Origin of the sequence: Corynebacterium mastitidis DSM 44356 (assembly GCF_000375365.1) — a bacterium.
GTDB lineage: Bacteria > Actinomycetota > Actinomycetes > Mycobacteriales > Mycobacteriaceae > Corynebacterium > Corynebacterium mastitidis.
Genome location: NZ_AQXB01000007.1, coordinates 113,314 through 132,949, shown reverse-complemented (window position 1 = coordinate 132,949; position 19,636 = coordinate 113,314). Strand labels below are relative to the sequence as shown.

Sequence of the window (19,636 nt, the reverse complement as noted above, 5' to 3'; positions counted from 1 at the left end):
ATGAGCCATGAGGAACCGCACAGCACCAACCCGCCCAAGCTGAACAAGAAGGCCTACGAGAAGGAACTCAAGCGCCTTCAGGCGGAGTTGGTGGACATGCAGCAGTGGGTGGTGGAGACCGGCGCCCGCCTGGTGATCGTGATGGAGGGGCGCGACGCCGCGGGCAAGGGCTCCGCGATCAAGCGCATCACCCAGTACCTCAACCCGCGCACCTGCCGGATCGAGGCGCTGCCCGCCCCGAACTCCCGGGAGCAGGGCCAGTGGTACTTCCAGCGCTACGTGGAAAAGCTGCCCACCGCCGGGGAGATCGTGATCTTCGACCGCTCCTGGTACAACCGCGCCGGGGTGGAGCGGGTCATGGGCTTTTGCACCTCGCAGGAGTACCGGCGCTTCCTCCACCAGGCGCCCATCTTCGAGCGGCTGCTCGTGGAGGACGGCATCATGCTGCGCAAGTACTGGTTCTCCGTCTCCGACGAGGAGCAGATCGCGCGCTTCCAGTCCCGCCGCAACGACCCCCTGCGCCGCTGGAAGCTCTCCCCGATGGACCTGCAGTCCATCACCCGCTGGGAGGAGTACTCCCGGGCCAAGGACGAGATGTTCGTGCACACGGACATCCCCGCCGCGCCCTGGTACACGGTGGAGTCGGAGGACAAGAAGCGCTCGCGGATCAACGTGATCTCGCACCTGCTCTCCACGGTGCCCTACGAGAAGATCGAGCGCCCCCTGCCGGAGATACCGGATCGCCCCACCTCGGACCGTGACTATCAGCGCCCGCCCCGCGAGGACTTCCGCTATGTACCGGACGTGGCGGCCCGGCTGGAGGCCGGGGCCAAGGGCGGCGATAAGGCCGGGAAGAAGGGCAAGAAGACTAAGAAGAAGTAGCCGCCGCGTCCGAGGGGGCCTCCGGGGCGGGGTCCTCCTCGGGGTTGCGCCCCGGCGTCATCAGGTCAAACCGGACGATGATGAACCGGAACAGCAGGTAGTACAGCGCCCCGTAGGCCAGCCCCGCCGCCAGGATCAGCCAGGGGCGGGTCCCGATGCCCCAGTTGAGCAGCAGGTCGGTGGCCCCGGCGGAGAAGCCGAAGCCCATCCGCACGTCCAGGAAGTTCATCAGCGCCAGCGCGGTGCCCGTGAGCACCGCGTGGACCGCGTACAGCGGCATGGCCACGAACATGAAGGAGAACTCGATGGGCTCCGTGATGCCGGTGAGGAAGGCCGTGAGCGCCAGGGAGAGCATCGCCCCGCCCACGATCTTCTTCTGCGCGGGCCGCGCGGTGTGGTAAAAGGCCAGGCAGGCGGCGGGCAGCGCGAACATCATGATGGGGAAGAAGCCGGTCATGAAGCTGCCCGCCGAGGGGTCGCCCGCCAGGAATCGGGCGATGTCCCCGTGCACCACGTCCCCGGCCTGATTGGTGTAGGAGCCGAGCACGAACCAGGGCACGAAGTTGAGCAGGTGGTGCAGGCCCAGGGGGATCAGCGAGCGGTTGGCCAGCCCGTAGAGGAGGCCGCCCACCACGTCGTTGCGCTGCACGGACTCGCCCGCCCAGGTCAGGGCGGCGTCGAAGTAGGGGTAGACCAGCAGCAGGGGGATGGCAACGAGCACGGCGCTTAAGCCCACGATCATGGGCACCAGGCGCTTGCCGCTGAAGAAGCCCAGCCAGTCCGGCAGCCGGGTGCGGTGAAAGCGCTGCCACTCCAGGGCGGCGATGATCCCGATGAGCACGCCGCCAAAGACGTTGTAGTTCACCACGGCCTGCTCCCCGTTGGCGTCCGTGACGCCCTCCAGCACCAGCGGGGACATCGCCTCGAAGGTGCCGGTGAGCATGAGGTAGCCCACCACGGCGGCCAGGGCGGTGGAGCCGTCGGTCTTCTTGACGAAGCCCACGGCGATGCCCACCGCGAACAGGATGGGGAGGTTGGTCATGATCGCGTTGCCCGCCCCGGCGAGCAGGTGTGCTAGCCAGTTGAGCGCGGTGATCTCCGGCCAGCGGCCCAGCAGGTCGGGTTGCCCGGCGCGCAGCATGAGCGCGGCCACCGGCAGTGTGGCGATGGGCAGCATGAGCGAGCGCCCCAGCCGCTGCAGCACCTGCATGCTCTTTCCTTTTTTCTTGGCAGACATCGCCGCTCCTTCGTGTGAGAAAAGGGAAGGAATAAAGAAACAAGGTCAGTGTATATGCTGGTACCCGTTACTTAGGGACGTGAGGAAAGGAGTGTGCGGCATGGCACAGATCAACACCGAGGGCATTATCGCAGGCCTGGGCGGCGCGGAGAACATCGAGGAGATCGAGGGCTGCATCACCCGCCTGCGCACGGTGGTGGGGGACGCCTCCGCCGTGGACGAGGCCGCGCTGCGCGCCGCCGGGGCCATCGGCGTGGTCGCCGCGGGCACCGTGGTGCAGGTGGTGGTGGGGCCGCAGGCGGAGATGATCGCCGAGGACATCGAGGACCTGCTGTGACCGGGTCGGTAGAGGCACGCGAGGTGGGTGCCCCGCTGGCGGGCGCGGTGATCCCGCTGGGCGAGGTCAACGACGAGGTCTTTGCCTCCGGCATGGTGGGCAAGGGCGTGGCCGTGGTGCCCCAGGCCACGGGCCGCATCGAGGTGGTGGCCCCGCTGGGCGGCACCCTCAAGCAGGTGCTGCCGCACGCCTTCATCGTGATGGATAAGGCCGGGGCGGGCATCCTGGTCCACGTGGGCATCGACACCGTGGAGCTGGGCGGCAAGGGCTTTGAGGTGCACAAGGCCAAGGGGGACGAGGTGCGCGCCGGGGAGCCGGTGGTGACCATCGACGCCCCCGCGATCGCCGCCGAGGGCTACGACCTGACCTGCCCCGTGGTGGCCATGGCGGGAGAGATGGGCGAGCTGCTGGCCGCCGGGGAGGTGGAGCGCGGGCAGGCGCTCTACCGGGTGCGCTAGGACAGCATGGACTCCAGCACCGTGAGCACCCCGGCCTCGGTGTTGGGCGGGGCGATGTGGTCCGCGGCCTCCTTGAGCAGCGGGTGGGCGTTGCTCATGGCGTAGGAGGTGCCCGCTGAGCGCAGCATCTCGAGGTCGTTGAGGTAATCGCCAAACGCCACGGTGTTTCGCTGCTCCACGCCCAGGGCGCGGGCGAGCTGGGTCAGGGCGCGGCCCTTGTTGGCCTCCGGGCTCATCACGTCCACCCAGTGCTTGCCCGAGACCACCGCGCGTTCCTCGGGGGCGGCGGCGCGCAGCAGCGGGGCGGCCACCGTCTCCGCGTCCTCGGCGGAGTAGAGGGCCACCTTGATCACGCAGTCGTCCACCGCCTCGTGCAGGTCCGCCACGGTGCTCACGCGGTGGTAGTACTTGGATACCTCGTCCAGGATGTCGGGGCTGTTCACGTAGCCCATGGTGGGGGTGCAGATCACCATCTCCATGCGGCCGGGCGCGGCCTGGGCGGCGTCGATAATGGCGTGCGCGGAGCGGGCGCGCATGGGGGTGGTGGAGACCACCTCGCCCCCGGAGTACACCACCGTGCCGTTCTCCGCGATGAGGTTGAGGTCCCGCCCGAGGGGGCCGAAGAGATCCTGAAGCGTGGCCAGCTGGCGGCCCGAGGCGGGGACGAACACGATCCCGGCCTGTACGAGGCGGGGGTAGAGATCCCAGAATCCCTCGGGGATCTCGCCCCGGCCGTCCAGGAACGTGCCGTCCATGTCTGCCGCCACCAGCCGGTGCTTCATCGCGTCCTTTCCGTGCGCTCCCGCGCGGGCCCTAGTGATATGGAACACTGGGGGCATGACGACAACGACGCCGCCCGTGCTCACCCTCGTGGAAAACACTACCGGAATCATCCGGCTGAACCGCCCCCGCGCGCTCAACAGCCTCAACCCGGAGATGGTGCGCGCCATCGCCGAGGCCCTCGACCGCTGGCGCGACGATCCCGCCATTACCCAGGTGCTCGTCGAGTCCGCCGGGGAGAAGGGCTTTTGCGCGGGCGGCGACGTGCGCTACGCCCGCGAGCGCATCCTCGAGGGCCGCGCCGGGGAGGTGGACGAGTTCTTTGCGCGGGAGTACGCCATGAACAAGGCGCTGGCGGCCTACCCCAAGCCCTACGTGGCGCTCATCGACGGCGTGGTCATGGGCGGCGGACTGGGGATCAGCGCCCACGGCTCGCACCGCGTGGTCACGGAAAGGGCCTTTGCCTCCATGCCGGAGATGGTGATCGGCTACATCACGGACGTGGGCATGAGCTGGGTGCTCCAGCACCTGCCCGGTAGCGGCCAGGCGCTCGGGGCCTTCCTGGGGATCACCGCCTGGCGCCTCAACCCGGCCGAGATGCTCTGGACGGGCCTGGCCACCCACTACGTGCCCTCCGATCGGCTCGGCGCGCTGCGCCGGGAGATCATCGACGGCGGCGTGGAGGCGGCGCTGCGCGGCTGCGACGCCGCCCCGGAGGCGGAGAACCGGCTGCTGGCCCTGGCGCCCGGCATCGAGCGCGCCTTTGCCGAGCCCCGCTGGTCGCGCGTCGCCGCCGCCCTGGACGAGCACGCGGACCTGCGCGCGGTCGTGGAGAAGGCCCTGGCGGAGGCCAACCCCTCCTCGGTGGTGGCCGCCGCCGCGCTCTTTGCCGCCAACGCCTCCGTGGGGCTGGAGGAGGGGATCGACAACGAGGCCCGCCTGGCCAAGGCCCTGCGCGAGGACCCGAACTTTGCCGAGGGCGTGCGCGCGATCCTGGTGGACAAGACCCACGACGCCGCCTTTAGCCCCGCGCGCTACGAGGACGTGGACGAGGAGGCCATCGCCGCGCTGCTCACCTAGCGCGCAGGCTGGCCACCGCCACCCCGCCCTCCATCACCCAGGGCCAGCTCAGGCCGTTGCGGGTGAGCACGTCCCCGCGCAGAGCCTCGGGGAGCACGAGGTCCTTGGCGGAGTAGCCCAGGAGGTATTCGTCAAAGGCCGGAAGCTCCAGGCGCAGGCTCAGGGCCGCCTCGATCTCCGCCGGGGTCACCCCCTCCTGCCACGGGGCCATCCAGTAATCCTGGCCCCCGCAGCGCACCGGCAGCAGGCCGCCCGCCGAGGCGAGCGCCGCGGCGGCCTGGGTCTTGGGGAGCTTGGACCACGCCATGAGATCGGGCACGCTCACCGGCCCGTGCCCCGCGGCGTAGCGGGCGCCCAGCTCGGCCAGGGCCTCGGCCCCGGAGAGCTCGCGCTGGGCCACGGGCAGGTGTTCCACGTGGAGGAAGGTCTCGTCCGCGCCGCGCCGGGGCCCTGCACCACCTCGCCCTCCCCGCCGAGGGCGCGCAACAGGTGCGAGCCGCGCCCCTGCTCTGGGTCCACGCCCGCGCGGCGAAAGACCTCGTAGGCCTCCTTCCGGGGGAGCCCCCGGGGTCCACGCTCCCGCAGTACCCCGTGGAGGGCGCGCCGCGCCGCCTCTACGTCGGCCTCGCTGAGCCCCAGGCGGGGCCGGTGCCCTCGCTGCCCGCCCGCCACCCGGGGGTAGAGCAGGCGGCTGAGCCAGCGCACGTCCTCGGCGGGCAGGAAGTGCAGGGTGCCGCGCTGCGGCCAGGAGCGCACCAGGCTCAGGGTGGCGACCTCGCCCAGGACCTCCTCGTCGGTGCGCCCGCTGCGCAGCGCCAGCGCGCGAATCCCCGCCGGGTAGGTCTGACCCTGCACGGCCAGCAGTGCGCGGGCCACCCCCAGGGCGCTGCGGTAGCGGGGCCGCGCGGCTGAGCTTGCCAGTCCCTGCGCGATGAGCCTGCGGGCGAGGAGCTCGCGCGTGGAGATCTCCGTCATGAGGTGCGCCCTCGCGCCCGCTCGTAGGCGGCCAGGGCGCGCCGGGGATCGGCAAAGTCGGGCAGCGCCCGCGAGGTCACCGCCTCGCGCACCTCGGGGCGCAGCGGCGGCAGGCGCAGGTGCGGGGCGTCTAGCAGCACGAGCGCCGTGACGCCGGGCGCCACGCCCGCCACCGCGTGCGTCCAGGCGCCCAGCAGCGGCTTGGCGATCACGGCGGCGTCCCACCGGGTGGCCCGATCCAGCGGCAGGCGCGGGGAGATCAGCGGGAGGAGGCCGTGGCGCAGCCCGAAGGCGTACAGGGGGCGGCTGGCCGCCTGCGCCGGCTGCGGGAGGCGGGCGTCCGCCCACCCCCAGGTGAAGGCGTGGCGGTCGAAGGTGCCTACCACGCGCGCCGCCATGCCCTCGGCGGTGCCGGAGGCGAGGTCGAGGACCACCTGCTGCGCGGGGTGCTGGGACTCGAAGAACATCTGGTGTTCGATGGAGAGGTAGGCGGCGTCCGAGAACACGTCCGCGAGGGTGGGGGAGCCGTGGTCGGGCACCTGGAGGGCGGCCTCGCCGTCGAAGAGCACGGGCTGCTCGCCCAGGACGAGCCGGTCGCCCTCCCCGCGCAGGGGCAGGCCGCGCGCGGCGGCGAAGTCGCGGAGTTGGGCCCGGGGGTCCGAGGGGCCCTGCCGCAGGCCCTCGATGAGGCAGCCGCGCAGCGCAACGTCGGCGGCGTCCAGGTGGAGGGCCACCACCATCGCCCCGCCCTGCGCGCGCGGGGCGAGCACGGCGGGGGAGGCGTCGAAGAGCTCCCCGGCCAGGGCCACGAGGTCCTCGCGCGCGGGCTCGGCCTCGTCTGCGGAGGGGTGCCGTAGGGTGAGCCACCGCCAGGCGTTGCCCTGAATCTCGGCCACGCGGGTGCCGCGCAGCCGCCGCGTGCCCGCGAGCACCTCCACCGGGGCGTCCGGGGTGGGGTCCTCGGCGGAGGGGCCGCTGAACTCGAGCGGGCCGGGGAGCCGGTGGAGGGCGGCGAGCCCCTGGGCGCGGGCGATGAGGTTACTCATGCCCGCGATGATACGTGGCGGCCCGCCCGCGCCTCAGGCGAGGCGGCGCAGCACGTCGAAGGCGCGGCGCAGCAGCCGCTCCCCCTCTGCGAGGGGCTGGTGTGGCTGCCGGTAGAAGTCCAGCAGGGCCACGGAGGCGGCCTGGGTGGCGGCCCCCAGGGTGATCTTGACCTCGAACACGCTCATCTCCGGGTAGCAGGCGTGCATCTGCTCCACGAGCCCCTGGAGCTGCTCGTCCAGGGACTGCTTGATGTCCTTCTTACCCAGGGCCTCGGCCACCTCGCCCAGGCGGGTGAGCACGTACAGCGAGGCGGAGTGTGAGGTGGTGCGGTGCAGCCCGCGCACCACCACCTCCTCCAGGGTGCTCAGCAGGGAGAGCCCCTCGGGGACGTTGTGCACCTCCTCGAGGAGGGACTCCACGCGCCGCGTGATGGAGTAAAACAGCGCCTCCTCGCGGGAGGAGAAGTAGTTGTGGAAGGTGCGGGGGGAAACCCCGGCGGCCTCCGCCACGGCGGCGACGGTCAGCCCCTCCACGCCCTGGGTCAGGGCGATGTGGGTGGCGGCCTCGGCGAGGGCCGCGCGGGTGGCGGCCTTCTTGGTTTCCCGCAGGTTGGTCATGACGATGCCTTCTACTTGTCGTGGTGCTGCTGGTGGTTGGCGGCGGACATCTCCGCGAGGGCGGTGCCCTCCACGTCCACATTAGGCAGGATGCGGTCCAACCATCCGGGGATCGCCCAGGCTCGGTCGCCCAGCAGGTACATGGTGGCGGGGATGATCATCATGCGCACCACGAAGGCGTCGAAGAACACCGCGGTGGCCAGGGCAAAGCCCATCGTCTTGATGAAGGGGGCGTCCTGCAGGATGAACGCCGCAAACACGGACATCATGATGAGGGCGGCGGCGGTGACCACGCGGGCGCCGTGGGCAAACCCGCTCTCCGTGGCCCGCGCGGCGCCGAGCCCGTGGTGGTAGTCCTCGCGCATGCGGGTGACCAGGAACACCTGGTAGTCCATGGCGAGGCCAAAGACGAGCCCGATGAGCATGATGGGCAGGAAGCTCAGCAGCGGCTGGGGGTCGCCCACCAGGCCCAGCCAGCCCTCCTGGAACAGGGCCACCGTCACGCCGAAGGTGGCGGCCACGGACAGGCCGAAGCCCAGGGCCGCGATGAGCGGCACCCACACGGAGCGGAACACCACCATCAGCACGAGGAACGCCAGGGCGAGCACGATGGCGACGTACGGCAGCAGCACCTCGGAGAGGCGGTCGGACATGTCGTCGAAGATGGGGGTGGAGCCGGTGATGCCGTAGCTCGCCCCGGTCTCCTCGTGGAAGGCGTCGGCGTGCTCGCGCAGGGACACCAGCGTCCGGGAGGTGGACTCGTCGGTGGCCCCGCCCTCGGGGGTGATGAGCACCTGCGCGGCGGTGCCGTCCGGGCTCGTGCCCGCGATCTGCGCGTTGACCACGCCCTCGGTGGCGGAGAAGTCCTCCACCGCGCGGGCGAAGGCGGGCAGGCGGTCCTGCTCGGGGAGGTCGCCCGCCTCCACCAGGGCGATCATCGGGGCGTTGCGGCCGGGGCCGAAGGACTCCGCCATCGTGTCGTAGGCCTCGCGCTGCGGGGTGCCGGGGGCCGAGGAGCCGTCGGTGGGCATGGCCAGGCGCATGTTCAGCATGGGCAGCGCCAGCAGGCCCAGCGCGAGCACGCCGCCGACCAGGGAGAGCCAGGGGTGGCGGCCCACCCGGCGCGCCCACCGGCGCCCGAGGGTGGGTGTGGTGCCGTCCGGGTCCGGCACGGTGGGGCCGGGGACGCGCCCGGCAAAGACCCGGGTGCCCAGCAGGCTCAGCAGCGCGGGGAGGAAGGACAGGGAGACGAGCACGGCGATGGCCACGGTGAGCGAGGCGGCGAGGGCCATCCAGGTGAGGAAGGGGATGTTGATGATGGACAGCGCCGCCAGGGCGATGAGCACGGTCAGCCCGGCAAAGACCACCGAGGACCCGGCGGTGCCGGTGGCCATGCCCATCGCGTGCGCGCGCTCGGCGGGGGAGAGGTCTCGGATGCGCCGGGCGAGGTCCTTGGGGTCGTGGTCCTCGCCCCGGCCGTCCTTGGCCTTGATGAGCGCGATCATCTCGTTGCGGAAGCGCGAGGCGATGAACAGGGCGTAGTCGATGCCCACCGCCAGGCCGATCATGGAGGCCAGGGTGGGGGTCATGTCGTTGACGTCGTCGGTGATGAGGGTGGCAAGCTGCACCCCGAGGATGCCGATGCCCACCCCGATGATGGCGGAGAGGATGGGCATGCCGGCGGCCAGCACGGAGCCGAAGGTCACGAGCAGCACCACCGCGGCCACGGCCAGGCCGATCAGCTCGGAGGTCATGTCCATCTCCCCGGCGCCGTTGAAGGCGTTGCCGCTGTAGGTCACGCTCAGCGCGTCGCTGTTGGCGCCGTCGAGGATGTCGGTCACGCGCCCCAGCGCCTCGGCGTCGATGTCCTGGGCGGTGGGGGCGTCGAAGGTGAGGGTGGCGGTGCCGGTGCTGCGGTCCTGGCTCAGCGGGCTGAGCGCGGCGATGTTCTCCGCGACCTGCTCGGCGGGCAGACCCTGGGCCTCAAGCTGCGGGGCGAGCTGGGCGCGCATGCCCTCGGCGGCGAGCGCGGGGTTGACCAGGGCGTCCGTCTCGGTCAGCTCCCCGGTCTCCTTCAGCTCGCCCAGCAGGGCGTCCACCTGGGCGGCCACCCGGGGATCGTCGAGGGTGGCGCCGTCCTTGGCGTGGAGCACCACGGTGCCGCTGGCGGCGCTGAGGGAGTCCCCGGCGTCGGGGAAGAGCTCCTGCATGCGCTCCTGGGTCTCCACGGCGCGCAGGCCGGGGATGGAAAAGGAGGTGGAGGGGGACTTGGCAAAGGCCCCGGCCAGGCCGCCGAGGGCGACGAGGAGCACCAGCCAGAAGGCGAGGAAGGGCCATTTTTTCCGGTAGGCGAGGCTGCCCAGCCGGTAGAGAAAGCGCGACATGGGGTTTCTTTCTGCGTGGGGATCGTTTTCTTGCGCATGGTATGTAAAAATGCATTACTTGTGCAAGTTTTCGTTTCGGCTGCACGCCGCGTGGCTGGGCCCGCTGGGTCCTGCCGGGGTGGCCCAGGCGATCGGGCTGCCGGGGCGGCCGGGCGCTAGAGTGGGTACCCATCGTCGCCCGGCCTCCCCGTACCCCAGGAGCATCCTTGATCCTTCACGCCGCCTCCATGGCCCTCGCAGATTCCGTGAACGTCCTGCTCATCGGGGTGCTCGTGGCGCTGGGGGTGCTGCTGCCGCGCGCCGGGGGCTTTGGCCGCCGGGCCGGGCTGCTCATCCTGGGCGACTGGCTGGGCGTGCTCCTCTACGCCCTGCTGGTCATGCTCATCTTCGACGGCCTGGGCGACGCGATCAGGGCCGCCCTGGAATCCCCCTGGTACGCCCTGGTGCTCCTCGTCTTTGGGCTCGCCTCCCTGGTCGGCACCGCCCGCAGCACGGGGGAGTCCACGGTGGGGCTGGTGCGCCGGGTGCTGGCCCCGCTGCGCGGCCCGGCGCCGCTCACCCCGGTGGTGGGGCTGGTGCTCGGGGTGGTGCAGTCCGCCACCTCCGTGCCGTTTTACCTGGGCATCGGGGTGGTCTCCGCCGGGGACTTCAGCGCCGCCCAGCGCTACCTGGGCATGATCGCCTACGCCGCCGTGGCGCTGAGCCTGCCGGTGCTCAGCGCCCTCGCGGTGGCCTGGGTGCGCCGCCGCCCGGGCTCGGCGGTGGGGCGGCTGTTCGCCTGGGCGCGCGCCAACCCCCTGCCCACCATCCGCATCGCGGGGTACGCGGTGGGGGGCTTTCTGACCCTGCTGGGGGCCTGGACGCTCTACGGGGTCGTCTCGGGGTAGGTCAGGGCCAGCAGGTCCGCCTCCAGGAGCCGGAGGTCCTCGGGGGTGAGGATCGCGCCCCACAGCGGTCCGGAGATGGAGCCGTCGGTGGCCGCGATGATCAGGCGCGCCGTGGCGGGGTCCAGGCCGTCCGCGTGGAGCTCGCGTCGCCAGCGCGCGGCGTCGTCCTGCGTGACCTCGCGCAGGCTCGGCTCGGACATGAGATGGGCGGCGAGGGCCAGCTCCTCGCGCGCCGCGCCGGGGTCGTGGACGTCCGCGAAGACGGTGCGGATGTAGGCGCGGCCGAGGTGGCCTGGGCAGCGGTCCCCGGCGTCGAGGTCTGCCCGCTCCACCTGCGCCCGGAAGCGCTGCACCACGTCCGTGACCAGGCCGTGCAGCAGCTCGTCCTTGCTGGGAAAGTGGTAGAGCAGCCCGCCCTTGGACACCCGGGCCTCCCGGGCGATGGCGGAGAGGGAAACGCCCGGCCCGTGGGCGCGCACCAGGCGGGCGGCGGCGTCGAGGATGAGGCGGCGGGTTTCCTCCGGGTTGCGGGTGGAACGGGCCATGGCGGTGCCTTTCGCTTATCGACGGTGGCTGCGGTGCTCTTTGGTGCTCTGTGGTGTTGTTCGGCGGGAATCGGTGCGGCTAGTGCGCCGCCGGGGCGGCGTCCCTGTGGTTGGGGATGAGTCTATAGGCCACCGCCGCCGCGCCCAGCATGACGGCGGCCGCGACGAGCGTAGTGGACTGCATGGCGGAGACGAAGGCCTCCCGGGCGGTGGCCCACGCCCCGCCCGCGGGGTCGAGCGCGGCGGCGGCCGAGGCGAGGGAATCCCGCGAGCGCTCCGCCGCGCCGGGGTCGGTGCCCTCCGGCAGATCGAGGCGCAGCCGGTAGAGCACCGTGATGAGCGAGCCCAGGACGGCGATGCCCAGGGCCACGCCCAGCTCGTAGGCCGTTTCCGAGATGGAGGAGGCGGCCCCCGCCTTGTCCTGGGGCACCGCCGAGACCACGGCGTCCACGCTGAGCGTTTCCGCCACGCCCACGCCCAGCCCCAGGGGGACGGTGGCCAGCACCACCCAGGCCAGGTTCTCGTTGCCCTCCACCGCCGCGATGAGGGCGAGGCCGAGGGCCCCGGCGAGGAGGGAGGCGGCGATGGCGCGCCCGCGCCCGAGGCGGGCGAGCAGGACGCCCACCACGGCCGCGGCGGCCATGGAGGCCAGGGCTACCGGCAGCTCCGCGAGGCCCGCCTGGAACGGACTGAGCCCGCGCGCCAACTGGAGGTACTGGGAGAAGAAAAAGAGCGCCCCGCTGAGCGCGAACACGGAGATGAGGTTCACCAGCACCGCGCCGCTGAACGCGGGATTGGCAAAGAGCGCTATCTCGATCATGGGGTAGGCGAAGCGCCGCTGTCTGCGCATAAAGAGGTAGCCGCTGAGCGCGCCCACCGCCACCGCCAGGGCTACGCCCGGGGTGAGCGCGCCGCCGGTGGCCTGCTTGAGGGCGTAGACGAGGGGGACGATCGCCAGCATGGACAGGGCGCTCGAGGCGAGGTCGAAGGGGCCCGGATGGGGGTTGCGCGATTCCGGCAGCAGCCAGCCGCCGAGGATCAGGACCGCCAGCGTGACGGGGAGGTTGATGAGGAACACCGAGCCCCACCACAAGTGCTCCAGCAGGGCCCCGCCGATGAGGGGGCCGAGCGCGATGCCGCTGGCCGCCGCCGCGGACCACGCCGCGATGGCGCGCGTGCGCTCGGCGGGGTCGGTGAAGATGCTGCGGATGAGGGACAGGGTGGAGGGCATGATGGTGGCCCCGGCGATGCCGAGCAGGAGGCGCGCGGCGATGAGGACCTCCGGGTTGGGGCCAGCGCGGCCATGAGGGAGGCGGCGCCGAAGGCCCCGGTGCCCAGCAGAAGCAGGCGCTTGCGCCCGATCCGATCCGCGAGGTTGCCCATGGTGACCAGGAGGCCCGCGAGGGTAAGCGAGTAGATGTCCCCGATCCACAGCACCTGGGTGGCGGTGGGGGCGAGGTCCCGGGTAAGCGCGGGGACCGCGAGGTAGAGCACCGTGGAGTCGATCACGAGCAGCAGCACGGCGCTCACCAGCACCGCCAGGCTGCCCCATCGCCGCAGCGGGGTCATGGCATCTCCTAAAACTGTACCGTCTGGACGGTTAAGTTTTATCAGGGCCGAGGGCTGGGGTGCAAGGCGGCGCCCGTGTTGTGTAGATTGTTGAACAAATAATCAATGCGATGGGTCACATCCGCGCGTTCGGGTGGCTCCCACAGGCAGAAAGGGAAGCGTTATGAACGAGGCCTCGGCCCAGTCCCGGGCGCGCGCCAGCGCGGGGCGCACCGCGATCCTGGGAGCCATGTTCCTGATGGCCACCAGCGCCATCGGTCCGGGATTTCTCACCCAAACCAGCGTGTTCACCGTGCAGATGGGCGCGGCCTTTGCCTTTGCCATCCTGGTGTCCATCCTCGTGGACGTGGCCATCCAGATGAACGTGTGGCGCGTCCTGGGCATTACCGGGCTGCGCGCCAACGAGCTGGGCAACACCGTCCTGCCCGGCCTGGGCTGGGCCATGGCCGCCTGCGTGTTCGCGGGCGGGCTGGTGTTCAACATCGGCAACATCGCCGGCTCCGGCCTGGGGGCCAACGCCATGCTGGGCGTCGATCCCGCCGTGGGCGGGGTGGTCTCCGCGCTGGTGGCGGTGCTGGTGTTCCTCTCCAAGCGCGCGGGCATGGCGCTCGACCGCATCGTGGCCGGGCTGGGCGCGCTGATGATCCTGCTCATGCTGTACGTGGCCGTGGCCTCGGCCCCGCCGGTGGGGGAGGCGCTGAAGAACACCGTGGCCCCCGCGGAGGTGGACTTCCTGGTGATGACCACGCTGGTGGGCGGCACCGTGGGCGGGTACATCACCTTCGCGGGCGCGCACCGCATGATCGACAGCGGCTTTACCGGCCCGGAGAACCTGGGCCACATCACCCGGGGCTCCGTCCTGGGGATCATCGTCACCGGCGTGATGCGGGTGCTGCTCTTCCTCGCCGTGCTGGGCGTGGTGGCAACCGGGGTGACCCTGGCCAAGGACAACACCGCCGCCGACGCCTTCCACCACGCCGCCGGGGAGATCGGGCTGCGGCTTTTTGGCGTGGTGCTGTGGTCCGCCGGGCTGACCTCCGTGATCGGCGCCTCCTACACCTCGATCAGTTTTGTGACCACCCAGGCCACCTCTCCCCGGGTGCGCTCGTGGGCCACCGTGGCGTTCATCGCGGCGTGCGCCGTGGCCTACGCGCTGCTGGACTCCGCCCCACAGACGCTGCTCATCTTCGCCGGGGCCTTCAACGGGCTGATCCTCCCGGTGGGCTTCGCGGTGGTGCTGTGGGTGGCGTGGCGGCGCCGCGACCTCCTGCGCGGCTACCGCTACCCGCTGTGGCTCAAGGCGCTGGGCACGGTCGTGTGGCTGCTGACCATCTACCTGGGCTGGAACTCCCTGTCCGGGCTGGTGGCCCTGTGGGGATAGCTGCCGCGTAGGGAGCTAGCGCTCCATCATCCCCGCCACGAGGTCGCGGGTGCGCGCCAGGGAGGCGTGCAGCAGCTCCGCCGCGCGCGCCGGGTCGCCCGCCCGCAGCGCCTCGGCCACCCGCCGGTTGTCCTCGATGAATCCGCCGTGAAAGCGCGGATCGCGGCGCTCGGCGGAGAGGAACACCAGCCGCATGCGCGCCAGGAGCTGCTGCATGGTGTGCGCGAGCGCGTCCGAGCCCGCCCCGGCCACGATCTGCTGGTGGAACGCCTGGTTGGCCCGGGCCACCTCCGCGAGGTCGCCCCGGGAGTGGGCGTCCTCGGCGCGGCGCACGGCCGCAAGCAGGGCCTCGGCGTCGGCCGCCCCGCCCCAGCGCAGGGCGGCGGGCTCGAGCACCATCCGCGCGGCGTACAGGGAGCGCACGTCCTCCGCGGTGGGGGAGGCGAGGAACACGCCCCGGTGCGGCTCGCGCGCCACCAGCCCCTCGGCGGCGAGCATGGCAAAGGCCTCACGCAGCGTGTTGCGGGAGACCCCCAGCCGCCGCGCGGCCTCCACCTCGCGGAGCCGATCGCCGGGGCGGAAGTCCCCGGCGGCGATGGCGCGGCGCAGACGCTCCGCCGCCTGCGCTGCTCTCATGGTTCTTCCTCGCCTACTCGATCTGGGCCAGGGCGGCGCCGCGTTCCACGGCGTCCCCCGGGGAGGTCATGAGGTGGATCGTACCGGAGCGCGGCGCGGCGACGTTGGATTCCATCTTCATCGCCTCCACGGTGGCGATGGCCTGCCCCTCGGAGACCTTATCGCCCTCCTCCACCTTCCACGCCACCAGCGTTCCGGTGTAGGGGCAGGGCACCGCGCCCTCATCGTCGCCCGGTTCCGGCTTTGGGGCGTTCGGAGCCGCGTTGGCGGGGGCCGGGGCGGCAAACAGGGAGGCCGGAAGGCCCACGGTGTGCAGGCGGCCGTCGATCTCGATGCTCACGGTGGTGCGCTCGGCGTAGGCCTCCTCGATGGCCTCCGGGGTATCGCCCAGGGCCGGGGAGTATTCCTTGTCCACCCAGTCGGTGTAGACGCTTAGGCTATCGCCCACGAGCGCCGGGTGCTCCACGATGTCGCGATGGAACGGCAGCACCGTGCGCACCCCCTCGATGCGGAACTCGCGCAGGGCGCGGCGCGCGCGCCGCAGCGCCACCTCGCGGGTGGGGCCCCAGACGATGAGCTTGGCCAGCAGGGAGTCGTACACCCCCGGGATGGTCCACCCCGCGCGCACCCCGGCGTCCACCCGGATGCCCGGGCCCAGCGGCGGCTCGAAGGCGGTGATGGTGCCGGGGCAGGGGACAAAGCCGTGGGCCACGTCCTCGGCGTTGATGCGGAACTCGAAGGCGTGGCCGTGGGAGGCGGGATCACCCTCGAAGGACAGGGGGCGGCCCTCCGCGATGCGGAACTGCTCCGCGATGATGTCGATGCCGGTCACGGCCTCCGTCACCGGGTGCTCCACCTGCACCCGGGTGTTGACCTCCAAGAAGGAGACGGTGCCGTCCTCGGAGACGATGAACTCCACGGTACCCGCGCCCACGTAGCCCGCCTTGCGGCAGACCTCGCGGGCGCCCTCGACGATGGCGCGGCGCTGGGCATCGCCAAGGAAGGGCGCGGGTGCCTCCTCCACGAGCTTCTGAAAGCGCCGCTGCGTGGAGCAGTCGCGGGTGCTCAGCACCGAGACGTTGCCGTGGCGGTCCGCCAGCACCTGGGCCTCCACGTGGCGGGGCTTGGTGAGGAACTTCTCCACGAAGCACTCGGGGCGGCCGAAGGCCTCGCGGGCCTCGCGCCCGGCGGAGGCGAAGGCGTCCTCGATGTCCTCGGCCCTGGATACCACCTTCAGCCCGCGCCCGCCGCCGCCGAAGGCCGCCTTGATGGCGATGGGCAGGCCGTGCTGCTCGGCGAAGTCGCGGGCCTGCTCCCAGCCCTCCACGGGGTCCGAGGTTCCGGGGGCCAGGGGCGCGCCCACGGACTCCGCGATCCGCCGCGCGGCCACCTTATCTCCCAGGGAGTCGATGGTCTCCGGGGCCGGGCCGATCCAGGTCAGCCCGGCGGCGAGGACGTCCCGGGCAAAGTCCGAGTTCTCCGAGAGGAAGCCGTACCCGGGGTGGATGCAGTCCGCGCCCGCGCGCACGGCCACGTCGAGGATCGCCGGGGCGTTCAGGTACGTCTCCGCCGGGGAGGTCCCGGGCAGGCGGTAGGCCTCGTCCGCAGCGCGCGCGTGGGGAGCCTCGGCGTCGGCGTCGGAGTACACGGCGATGGACCTCATGCCGAGGTCGGCGGCCACCCGGGCGATGCGCACGGCGATCTCGCCGCGGTTGGCGATCAGGACGGTGGACAAGGGGGTGATCTCGCTCATGGGTGTTTCTCCTCTCACTGGTATTCCTCAAAGCGCACCCGCGATCCGGCGGGGAGCTGGGCGGCCACGTCGAGGTCCTCCGGGATCACGGTGGCGATCACGGGGTAGCCGCCGGTGACCGGGTGATCGCGCAGGAACACCACGGGGGTGCCCTGCGGGGGAACCTGGACGCAGCCCGCGACCACGCCCTCGCTGGGCAGCTCGCCGTCCCGCTCCCGCTCCAGCGGGGCGCCGTCCAGGCGCAGCCCCACGCGGTTGGAGCGCGGGGTCACCGTCCACTCACGGCCGGTGAGCGCGGCGACGCCCTCGCGGAACCAGGCGTCGCGCGGGCCCGCCACGCACCGCAGCACCGTCACGGCGTCCGCGGACACCCGCAGGGGGTTGGCCCCGGCTGCGCGGGCCGCGCCGAGCCCGTGGGGCGGGTGGACGCGGAGGGTGTCCCCGGCCCGGAGGGGTTCCGGGCCCAGCCCGGAGAGCACATCGGTGGAGCTGGAGCCGAGCACCCGCCCCGCCGCAACGCCGCCGCGCACCGCCAGGTAGGAGCGCTGCCCCGCCCGGGCGGTGCCGATGCTCAGAGTGCCGCCCGCAGGAAGCAGGCGCGCCCCGCCGAGGGGCACCTCGCGCCCGTTGATGCGGACCGGGGCGAGTGCCCCGGTGACGGCCACGGTGGCGTCGATGAGCGCCGCGACCTCAAGCCCACCGATGTTCTCTATCAGGGCGGCGCCGGGGGCGTTGCCCACGGCCTCGTTGGCGGCGTAGGCGCTGGCCCGGTCCGCCGCTCCGGAGCCAGTCACGCCCATATCGCCGTGGCCGCCCCGGCCCCGGTCCTGCACCAGGCTGAGCAGGCCGGCGTCCTCCACGCGCAGGGCGGGCAGGCTCGGCCCGGCGAGCGCGGTGGACCCGGCGGTCTCTGTGCCTCCCGTGACCGCGATGGACTCGCGTACCGCGCGGTAGCGCACGGCGTCCCCGGGGCGGATCGCCGCGGGCGGGGTGGCGGCGGAGTCCCACATGGGGGTGGGGGAGCGGCCGATGAGCCGCCAGCCGCCGGGGGAGGTGCGCGGGTAGACGGCGGAGAAGGAGTCCGCCAGGCCCACCGCGCCGTGCGGCACCCGGGTGCGCGGGCTGCTCAGGCGCGGCACCCGGCGCGCCCGCTCCGGGTCGGCGGGGGCGCAGTAGGCGAATCCGGGGGCGAAGCCGCCGAAGGCCGCCCGCCACCGGGTGCCGGTGTGCCACGCAATCAGCTCCTCGCGGGAGATCCCCAGGAGGTCGGCGGTGTCCTCGAGGTCCGGGCCGTCGTAGACCACCTCCACCTCCACCTCGCGGGCGGAGGACGCGGCGGCCGCCTGCGGGGTCAGGGAGCCGAGGGCCCGCGCCGCCCGCTCGGCCTGGCGGTCGGAGTCCAGCACCACGAGCACGGTGGCCGCCGCCGCGATGACCTCCCGCTGCCCGGGCAGGGGGTGGGCGCTCAGGTGGGCGTGCCAGCGCAGCGCGAGGTCGAGCTGGCCCAGCTCCACGAGCAGGGCGCGGGTGCCCACGCGGTGGATCGCGGCGCTCATGAGGCGGTGGGCCCCTCGACGGTGGCGGGCGCGGCCACGGCGCTGCGGATGGCGATGCCGTCGGCGCGCAGGCCCTCCACGATGGCCCGGGCCATGTCCACCGCGCCGGGGGAGTCCCCGTGCACGCACACGGATTGGGCGTCCACGGGCACCACGGTGCCGTCGATGGCGGTGACGGCACCGGTGGTGGCCACCTGGCGGACGCGCCGCAGCACCTCCTCGGTTCCGTGCAGCACAGCGCCGGGCTCGCGGCGGCTCACCAGGGTGCCGTTCGGGAGGTAGGCGCGGTCCGCAAACGCCTCGCGGATCACCGTCATCCCGCGCCCCTCGGCCAGATCCACGGCCACGCCGCCGGGCAGGAGCATGAGGGGGAGGTCCCCGAAGGCGCGCACCCCGTCGATCACGGCCTGCGCCTGCTTCTTGTGCGTCACGATGGCGTTGTACAGCGCCCCGTGGGGCTTGACGTAGGAGACGGTGGCGCCGTGGGCGGCGGCGAGCGCGGAGAGCGCCCCGATTTGGTACAAGACCTCGTCCGCCAGCTCGGCGGGGTCGTAGTCGATGAAGCGGCGGCCGAAGCCGGGGGCGTCGTTGTACCCCACGTGCGCACCAAGGGAGACGCCGCGCTCGGCGGCCCGGCGGGCGGTGGCGGAGATGGAGTGCGGATCGCCGGCGTGGAAGCCGCAGGCGACGTTGGCGCTCGAGACGAGGGCGATCATGGCGGCGTCGTCTGCCACGGGGTTTCCCGCCGTGGTCTCTCCCAGATCCGCGTTGAGGTCGATGCCGATCACGGTGCTCCTTCCCTGATTGTTCAACAATCCTTGAGTGTGGGTCCGAGTGTAGCGTTGGGCCGGTCTTTTGTGAAGGAGGTCATGTATGGGGGTGGCGTGTGTGGTGGGCTGCGCGTGAGATGCGCGGCAAAAAGCCCGCTCGATATGGAAAACCCCAGTGAATCCTTATAAGGTATTCAGAGAGCGTTACGAAAGGGGTTGCAATAATGAAACGACGCTACGTATTCAAGGGCCTGGCCTGCGCCATCGCCCTGACCGCAGGAATGAGCGGTGCCGCCGTGGCGGCCGCGGAGGAGGCCTCCGCGACCGAGACCACGCAGGCGAGCGGCCAGTCCGCCGCGATCGCCCTGGCGGAGGAAATCTTCGAGCTGACCAACGCCGAGCGCGAGGACCAGGGGCTCGACGCCCTGCGCTACGACACCACCCTGGGCTGGACGGCCCAGCAGTGGGCCGAGGAGATGTGCGGTAACCACGAGGTGAGCCACTCCGATGACGCCGAGGTGGAGAACGTGGCCTGGTTTGGCACCCTCCCGAGCGCGGACGAGGTCCTGCGCGTCTGGATGGAGAACCCGGGCGCCAAGGAGAACGTGCTCGATCCCGAGATGAGCAAGATCGGCATCGCCCAGGCCGAGGACGGCTCCTACGTGGTGCAGCGCTTTGGCGCATAAGCGTTCACGCAAACGCTGAGATAACACGAGGCCGTGTCACGCGGCGCAAGGCCCCC

At 72.0% G+C, this 19,636-nt stretch carries 18 protein-coding genes and 2 pseudogenes; 7 read left to right on the top strand and 13 right to left on the bottom strand.

What is annotated here, in order from left to right; all coding sequences use genetic code 11:
• Nucleotides 1-882, top strand: a complete 882-nt coding sequence (gene ppk2 / locus B140_RS0109290; protein ID WP_018119087.1) for a polyphosphate kinase 2 — start codon at nucleotides 1-3, stop codon at nucleotides 880-882.
• Here the strand turns inward: ppk2 and B140_RS0109285 are convergent.
• Nucleotides 869-2,119, bottom strand: a complete 1,251-nt coding sequence (locus B140_RS0109285) for a PTS transporter subunit EIIC (RefSeq protein WP_211208160.1) — start codon at nucleotides 2,117-2,119, stop codon at nucleotides 869-871. The genes ppk2 and B140_RS0109285 overlap by 14 nt on opposite strands.
• A gap of 100 nt (nucleotides 2,120-2,219) precedes the next feature.
• On the opposite strand from B140_RS0109285, the gene B140_RS0109280 reads away from it, so the two are divergent.
• Together B140_RS0109280 and B140_RS0109275 are read left to right on the top strand one after the other, a co-directional pair.
• Complete coding sequence (locus B140_RS0109280) at nucleotides 2,220-2,456, top strand: PTS sugar transporter subunit IIB (RefSeq protein ID WP_018119085.1); 237 nt, start codon at nucleotides 2,220-2,222, stop codon at nucleotides 2,454-2,456.
• A complete protein-coding gene (locus B140_RS0109275; protein WP_018119084.1) occupies nucleotides 2,453-2,914 on the top strand; it encodes a PTS sugar transporter subunit IIA in 462 nt (153 codons plus the stop codon). Before B140_RS0109280 ends, B140_RS0109275 begins: the two co-directional genes overlap by 4 nt.
• On the opposite strand, the gene B140_RS0109270 is transcribed toward B140_RS0109275, so the two are convergent.
• Nucleotides 2,911-3,696 carry a Cof-type HAD-IIB family hydrolase gene (locus tag B140_RS0109270; RefSeq protein WP_018119083.1) on the bottom strand — a complete coding sequence of 262 codons (786 nt, stop codon included), beginning with the start codon at nucleotides 3,694-3,696 and terminating at the stop codon, nucleotides 2,911-2,913. The two genes, B140_RS0109275 and B140_RS0109270, sit on opposite strands and share 4 nt — an antisense overlap.
• Nucleotides 3,697-3,751: 55 nt before the next feature.
• Here B140_RS0109270 and B140_RS0109265 point away from each other — a divergent pair, with 55 nt between their 5' ends.
• Nucleotides 3,752-4,774 carry an enoyl-CoA hydratase/isomerase family protein gene (locus tag B140_RS0109265; protein WP_040426381.1) on the top strand — a complete coding sequence of 341 codons (1,023 nt, stop codon included), beginning with the start codon at nucleotides 3,752-3,754 and terminating at the stop codon, nucleotides 4,772-4,774.
• Here B140_RS0109265 and B140_RS12435 read toward each other — a convergent pair.
• The 4 genes and pseudogenes from B140_RS12435 to B140_RS0109245 all read right to left on the bottom strand — a co-directional run bounded on the left by B140_RS12435 (nucleotide 4,767) and on the right by B140_RS0109245 (nucleotide 9,797).
• Nucleotides 4,767-5,749, bottom strand: a pseudogene (locus B140_RS12435) (DNA glycosylase AlkZ-like family protein). The gene B140_RS0109265 and the pseudogene B140_RS12435 sit on opposite strands and share 8 nt — an antisense overlap.
• Complete coding sequence (locus tag B140_RS0109255; protein ID WP_018119080.1) at nucleotides 5,746-6,795, bottom strand: DUF6882 domain-containing protein; 1,050 nt, start codon at nucleotides 6,793-6,795, stop codon at nucleotides 5,746-5,748. The pseudogene B140_RS12435 and the gene B140_RS0109255 overlap by 4 nt, the downstream one beginning before the upstream one ends.
• A gap of 33 nt (nucleotides 6,796-6,828) precedes the next feature.
• Entirely contained in the window at nucleotides 6,829-7,413 is a 585-nt protein-coding gene (locus B140_RS0109250) for a TetR family transcriptional regulator (protein ID WP_018119079.1), read from the bottom strand.
• Nucleotides 7,414-7,424: 11 nt separating this feature from the next.
• Nucleotides 7,425-9,797: an MMPL family transporter gene (locus B140_RS0109245; RefSeq protein WP_018119078.1), complete on the bottom strand. Its 2,373-nt coding sequence runs from the start codon at nucleotides 9,795-9,797 to the stop codon at nucleotides 7,425-7,427.
• 206 nt (nucleotides 9,798-10,003) lie between these two features.
• Between B140_RS0109245 and B140_RS0109240 the strand changes: the two genes are divergently transcribed.
• On the top strand, nucleotides 10,004-10,684 hold the full coding sequence (locus B140_RS0109240; protein WP_018119077.1) for a hypothetical protein: 681 nt from the start codon (nucleotides 10,004-10,006) through the stop codon (nucleotides 10,682-10,684).
• On the opposite strand, the gene B140_RS0109235 is transcribed toward B140_RS0109240, so the two are convergent.
• From B140_RS0109235 to B140_RS14570, 3 genes and pseudogenes are all read right to left on the bottom strand, one after another.
• Nucleotides 10,663-11,229 (bottom strand): TetR/AcrR family transcriptional regulator, encoded by a 567-nt coding sequence (locus tag B140_RS0109235; RefSeq protein WP_018119076.1) that lies wholly within the window; start codon nucleotides 11,227-11,229, stop codon nucleotides 10,663-10,665. The two genes, B140_RS0109240 and B140_RS0109235, sit on opposite strands and share 22 nt — an antisense overlap.
• Nucleotides 11,230-11,308: 79 nt before the next feature.
• Complete coding sequence (locus tag B140_RS12430; protein WP_018119075.1) at nucleotides 11,309-12,460, bottom strand: MFS transporter; 1,152 nt, start codon at nucleotides 12,458-12,460, stop codon at nucleotides 11,309-11,311.
• Nucleotides 12,461-12,579: 119 nt separating this feature from the next.
• Nucleotides 12,580-12,798: pseudogene (locus B140_RS14570) on the bottom strand (MFS transporter); the annotation flags it as partial.
• A gap of 163 nt (nucleotides 12,799-12,961) precedes the next feature.
• Between B140_RS14570 and B140_RS0109225 the strand changes: the two are divergent.
• On the top strand, nucleotides 12,962-14,179 hold the full coding sequence (locus B140_RS0109225; protein WP_018119074.1) for an NRAMP family divalent metal transporter: 1,218 nt from the start codon (nucleotides 12,962-12,964) through the stop codon (nucleotides 14,177-14,179).
• A 15-nt stretch (nucleotides 14,180-14,194) separates the two neighbouring features.
• On the opposite strand, the gene B140_RS0109220 is transcribed toward B140_RS0109225, so the two are convergent.
• From B140_RS0109220 to B140_RS12425, 4 genes are read right to left on the bottom strand one after another with little or no spacing between them, the layout of a single operon-like run.
• Nucleotides 14,195-14,815: a GntR family transcriptional regulator gene (locus tag B140_RS0109220; protein ID WP_018119073.1), complete on the bottom strand. Its 621-nt coding sequence runs from the start codon at nucleotides 14,813-14,815 to the stop codon at nucleotides 14,195-14,197.
• Between the two features lie 13 nt (nucleotides 14,816-14,828).
• Complete coding sequence (locus B140_RS0109215; RefSeq protein WP_018119072.1) at nucleotides 14,829-16,568, bottom strand: acetyl/propionyl/methylcrotonyl-CoA carboxylase subunit alpha; 1,740 nt, start codon at nucleotides 16,566-16,568, stop codon at nucleotides 14,829-14,831.
• Nucleotides 16,569-16,582: 14 nt separating this feature from the next.
• Nucleotides 16,583-18,124: a 5-oxoprolinase subunit B/C family protein gene (locus B140_RS0109210; protein WP_018119071.1), complete on the bottom strand. Its 1,542-nt coding sequence runs from the start codon at nucleotides 18,122-18,124 to the stop codon at nucleotides 16,583-16,585.
• Nucleotides 18,121-18,912 (bottom strand): LamB/YcsF family protein, encoded by a 792-nt coding sequence (locus B140_RS12425; protein WP_018119070.1) that lies wholly within the window; start codon nucleotides 18,910-18,912, stop codon nucleotides 18,121-18,123. Before B140_RS12425 ends, B140_RS0109210 begins: the two co-directional genes overlap by 4 nt.
• Nucleotides 18,913-19,118: 206 nt before the next feature.
• On the opposite strand from B140_RS12425, the gene B140_RS0109200 reads away from it, so the two are divergent.
• Nucleotides 19,119-19,580 carry a CAP domain-containing protein gene (locus tag B140_RS0109200; RefSeq protein WP_018119069.1) on the top strand — a complete coding sequence of 154 codons (462 nt, stop codon included), beginning with the start codon at nucleotides 19,119-19,121 and terminating at the stop codon, nucleotides 19,578-19,580.
• Nucleotides 19,581-19,636: the final 56 nt, after the last annotated feature.

Excerpts from the sequence above, each read along its gene's own strand:
- ppk2 (WP_018119087.1), top strand. The coding sequence starts at position 1 with ATGAGCCATGAGGAACCGCACAGCACCAACCCGCCCAAGCTGAACAAG.
- B140_RS0109285 (WP_211208160.1), bottom strand. The coding sequence starts at position 2,119 with ATGTCTGCCAAGAAAAAAGGAAAGAGCATGCAGGTGCTGCAGCGGCTG.
- B140_RS0109280 (WP_018119085.1), top strand. The coding sequence starts at position 2,220 with ATGGCACAGATCAACACCGAGGGCATTATCGCAGGCCTGGGCGGCGCG.
- B140_RS0109270 (WP_018119083.1), bottom strand. The coding sequence starts at position 3,696 with ATGAAGCACCGGCTGGTGGCGGCAGACATGGACGGCACGTTCCTGGAC.
- B140_RS0109265 (WP_040426381.1), top strand. The coding sequence starts at position 3,752 with ATGACGACAACGACGCCGCCCGTGCTCACCCTCGTGGAAAACACTACC.
- B140_RS0109255 (WP_018119080.1), bottom strand. The coding sequence starts at position 6,795 with ATGAGTAACCTCATCGCCCGCGCCCAGGGGCTCGCCGCCCTCCACCGG.
- B140_RS0109250 (WP_018119079.1), bottom strand. The coding sequence starts at position 7,413 with ATGACCAACCTGCGGGAAACCAAGAAGGCCGCCACCCGCGCGGCCCTC.
- B140_RS0109245 (WP_018119078.1), bottom strand. The coding sequence starts at position 9,797 with ATGTCGCGCTTTCTCTACCGGCTGGGCAGCCTCGCCTACCGGAAAAAA.
- B140_RS0109235 (WP_018119076.1), bottom strand. The coding sequence starts at position 11,229 with ATGGCCCGTTCCACCCGCAACCCGGAGGAAACCCGCCGCCTCATCCTC.
- B140_RS12430 (WP_018119075.1), bottom strand. The coding sequence starts at position 12,460 with ATGCCCTCCACCCTGTCCCTCATCCGCAGCATCTTCACCGACCCCGCC.
- B140_RS0109225 (WP_018119074.1), top strand. The coding sequence starts at position 12,962 with ATGAACGAGGCCTCGGCCCAGTCCCGGGCGCGCGCCAGCGCGGGGCGC.
- B140_RS0109220 (WP_018119073.1), bottom strand. The coding sequence starts at position 14,815 with ATGAGAGCAGCGCAGGCGGCGGAGCGTCTGCGCCGCGCCATCGCCGCC.
- B140_RS0109215 (WP_018119072.1), bottom strand. The coding sequence starts at position 16,568 with ATGAGCGAGATCACCCCCTTGTCCACCGTCCTGATCGCCAACCGCGGC.
- B140_RS0109210 (WP_018119071.1), bottom strand. The coding sequence starts at position 18,124 with ATGAGCGCCGCGATCCACCGCGTGGGCACCCGCGCCCTGCTCGTGGAG.
- B140_RS0109200 (WP_018119069.1), top strand. The coding sequence starts at position 19,119 with ATGAAACGACGCTACGTATTCAAGGGCCTGGCCTGCGCCATCGCCCTG.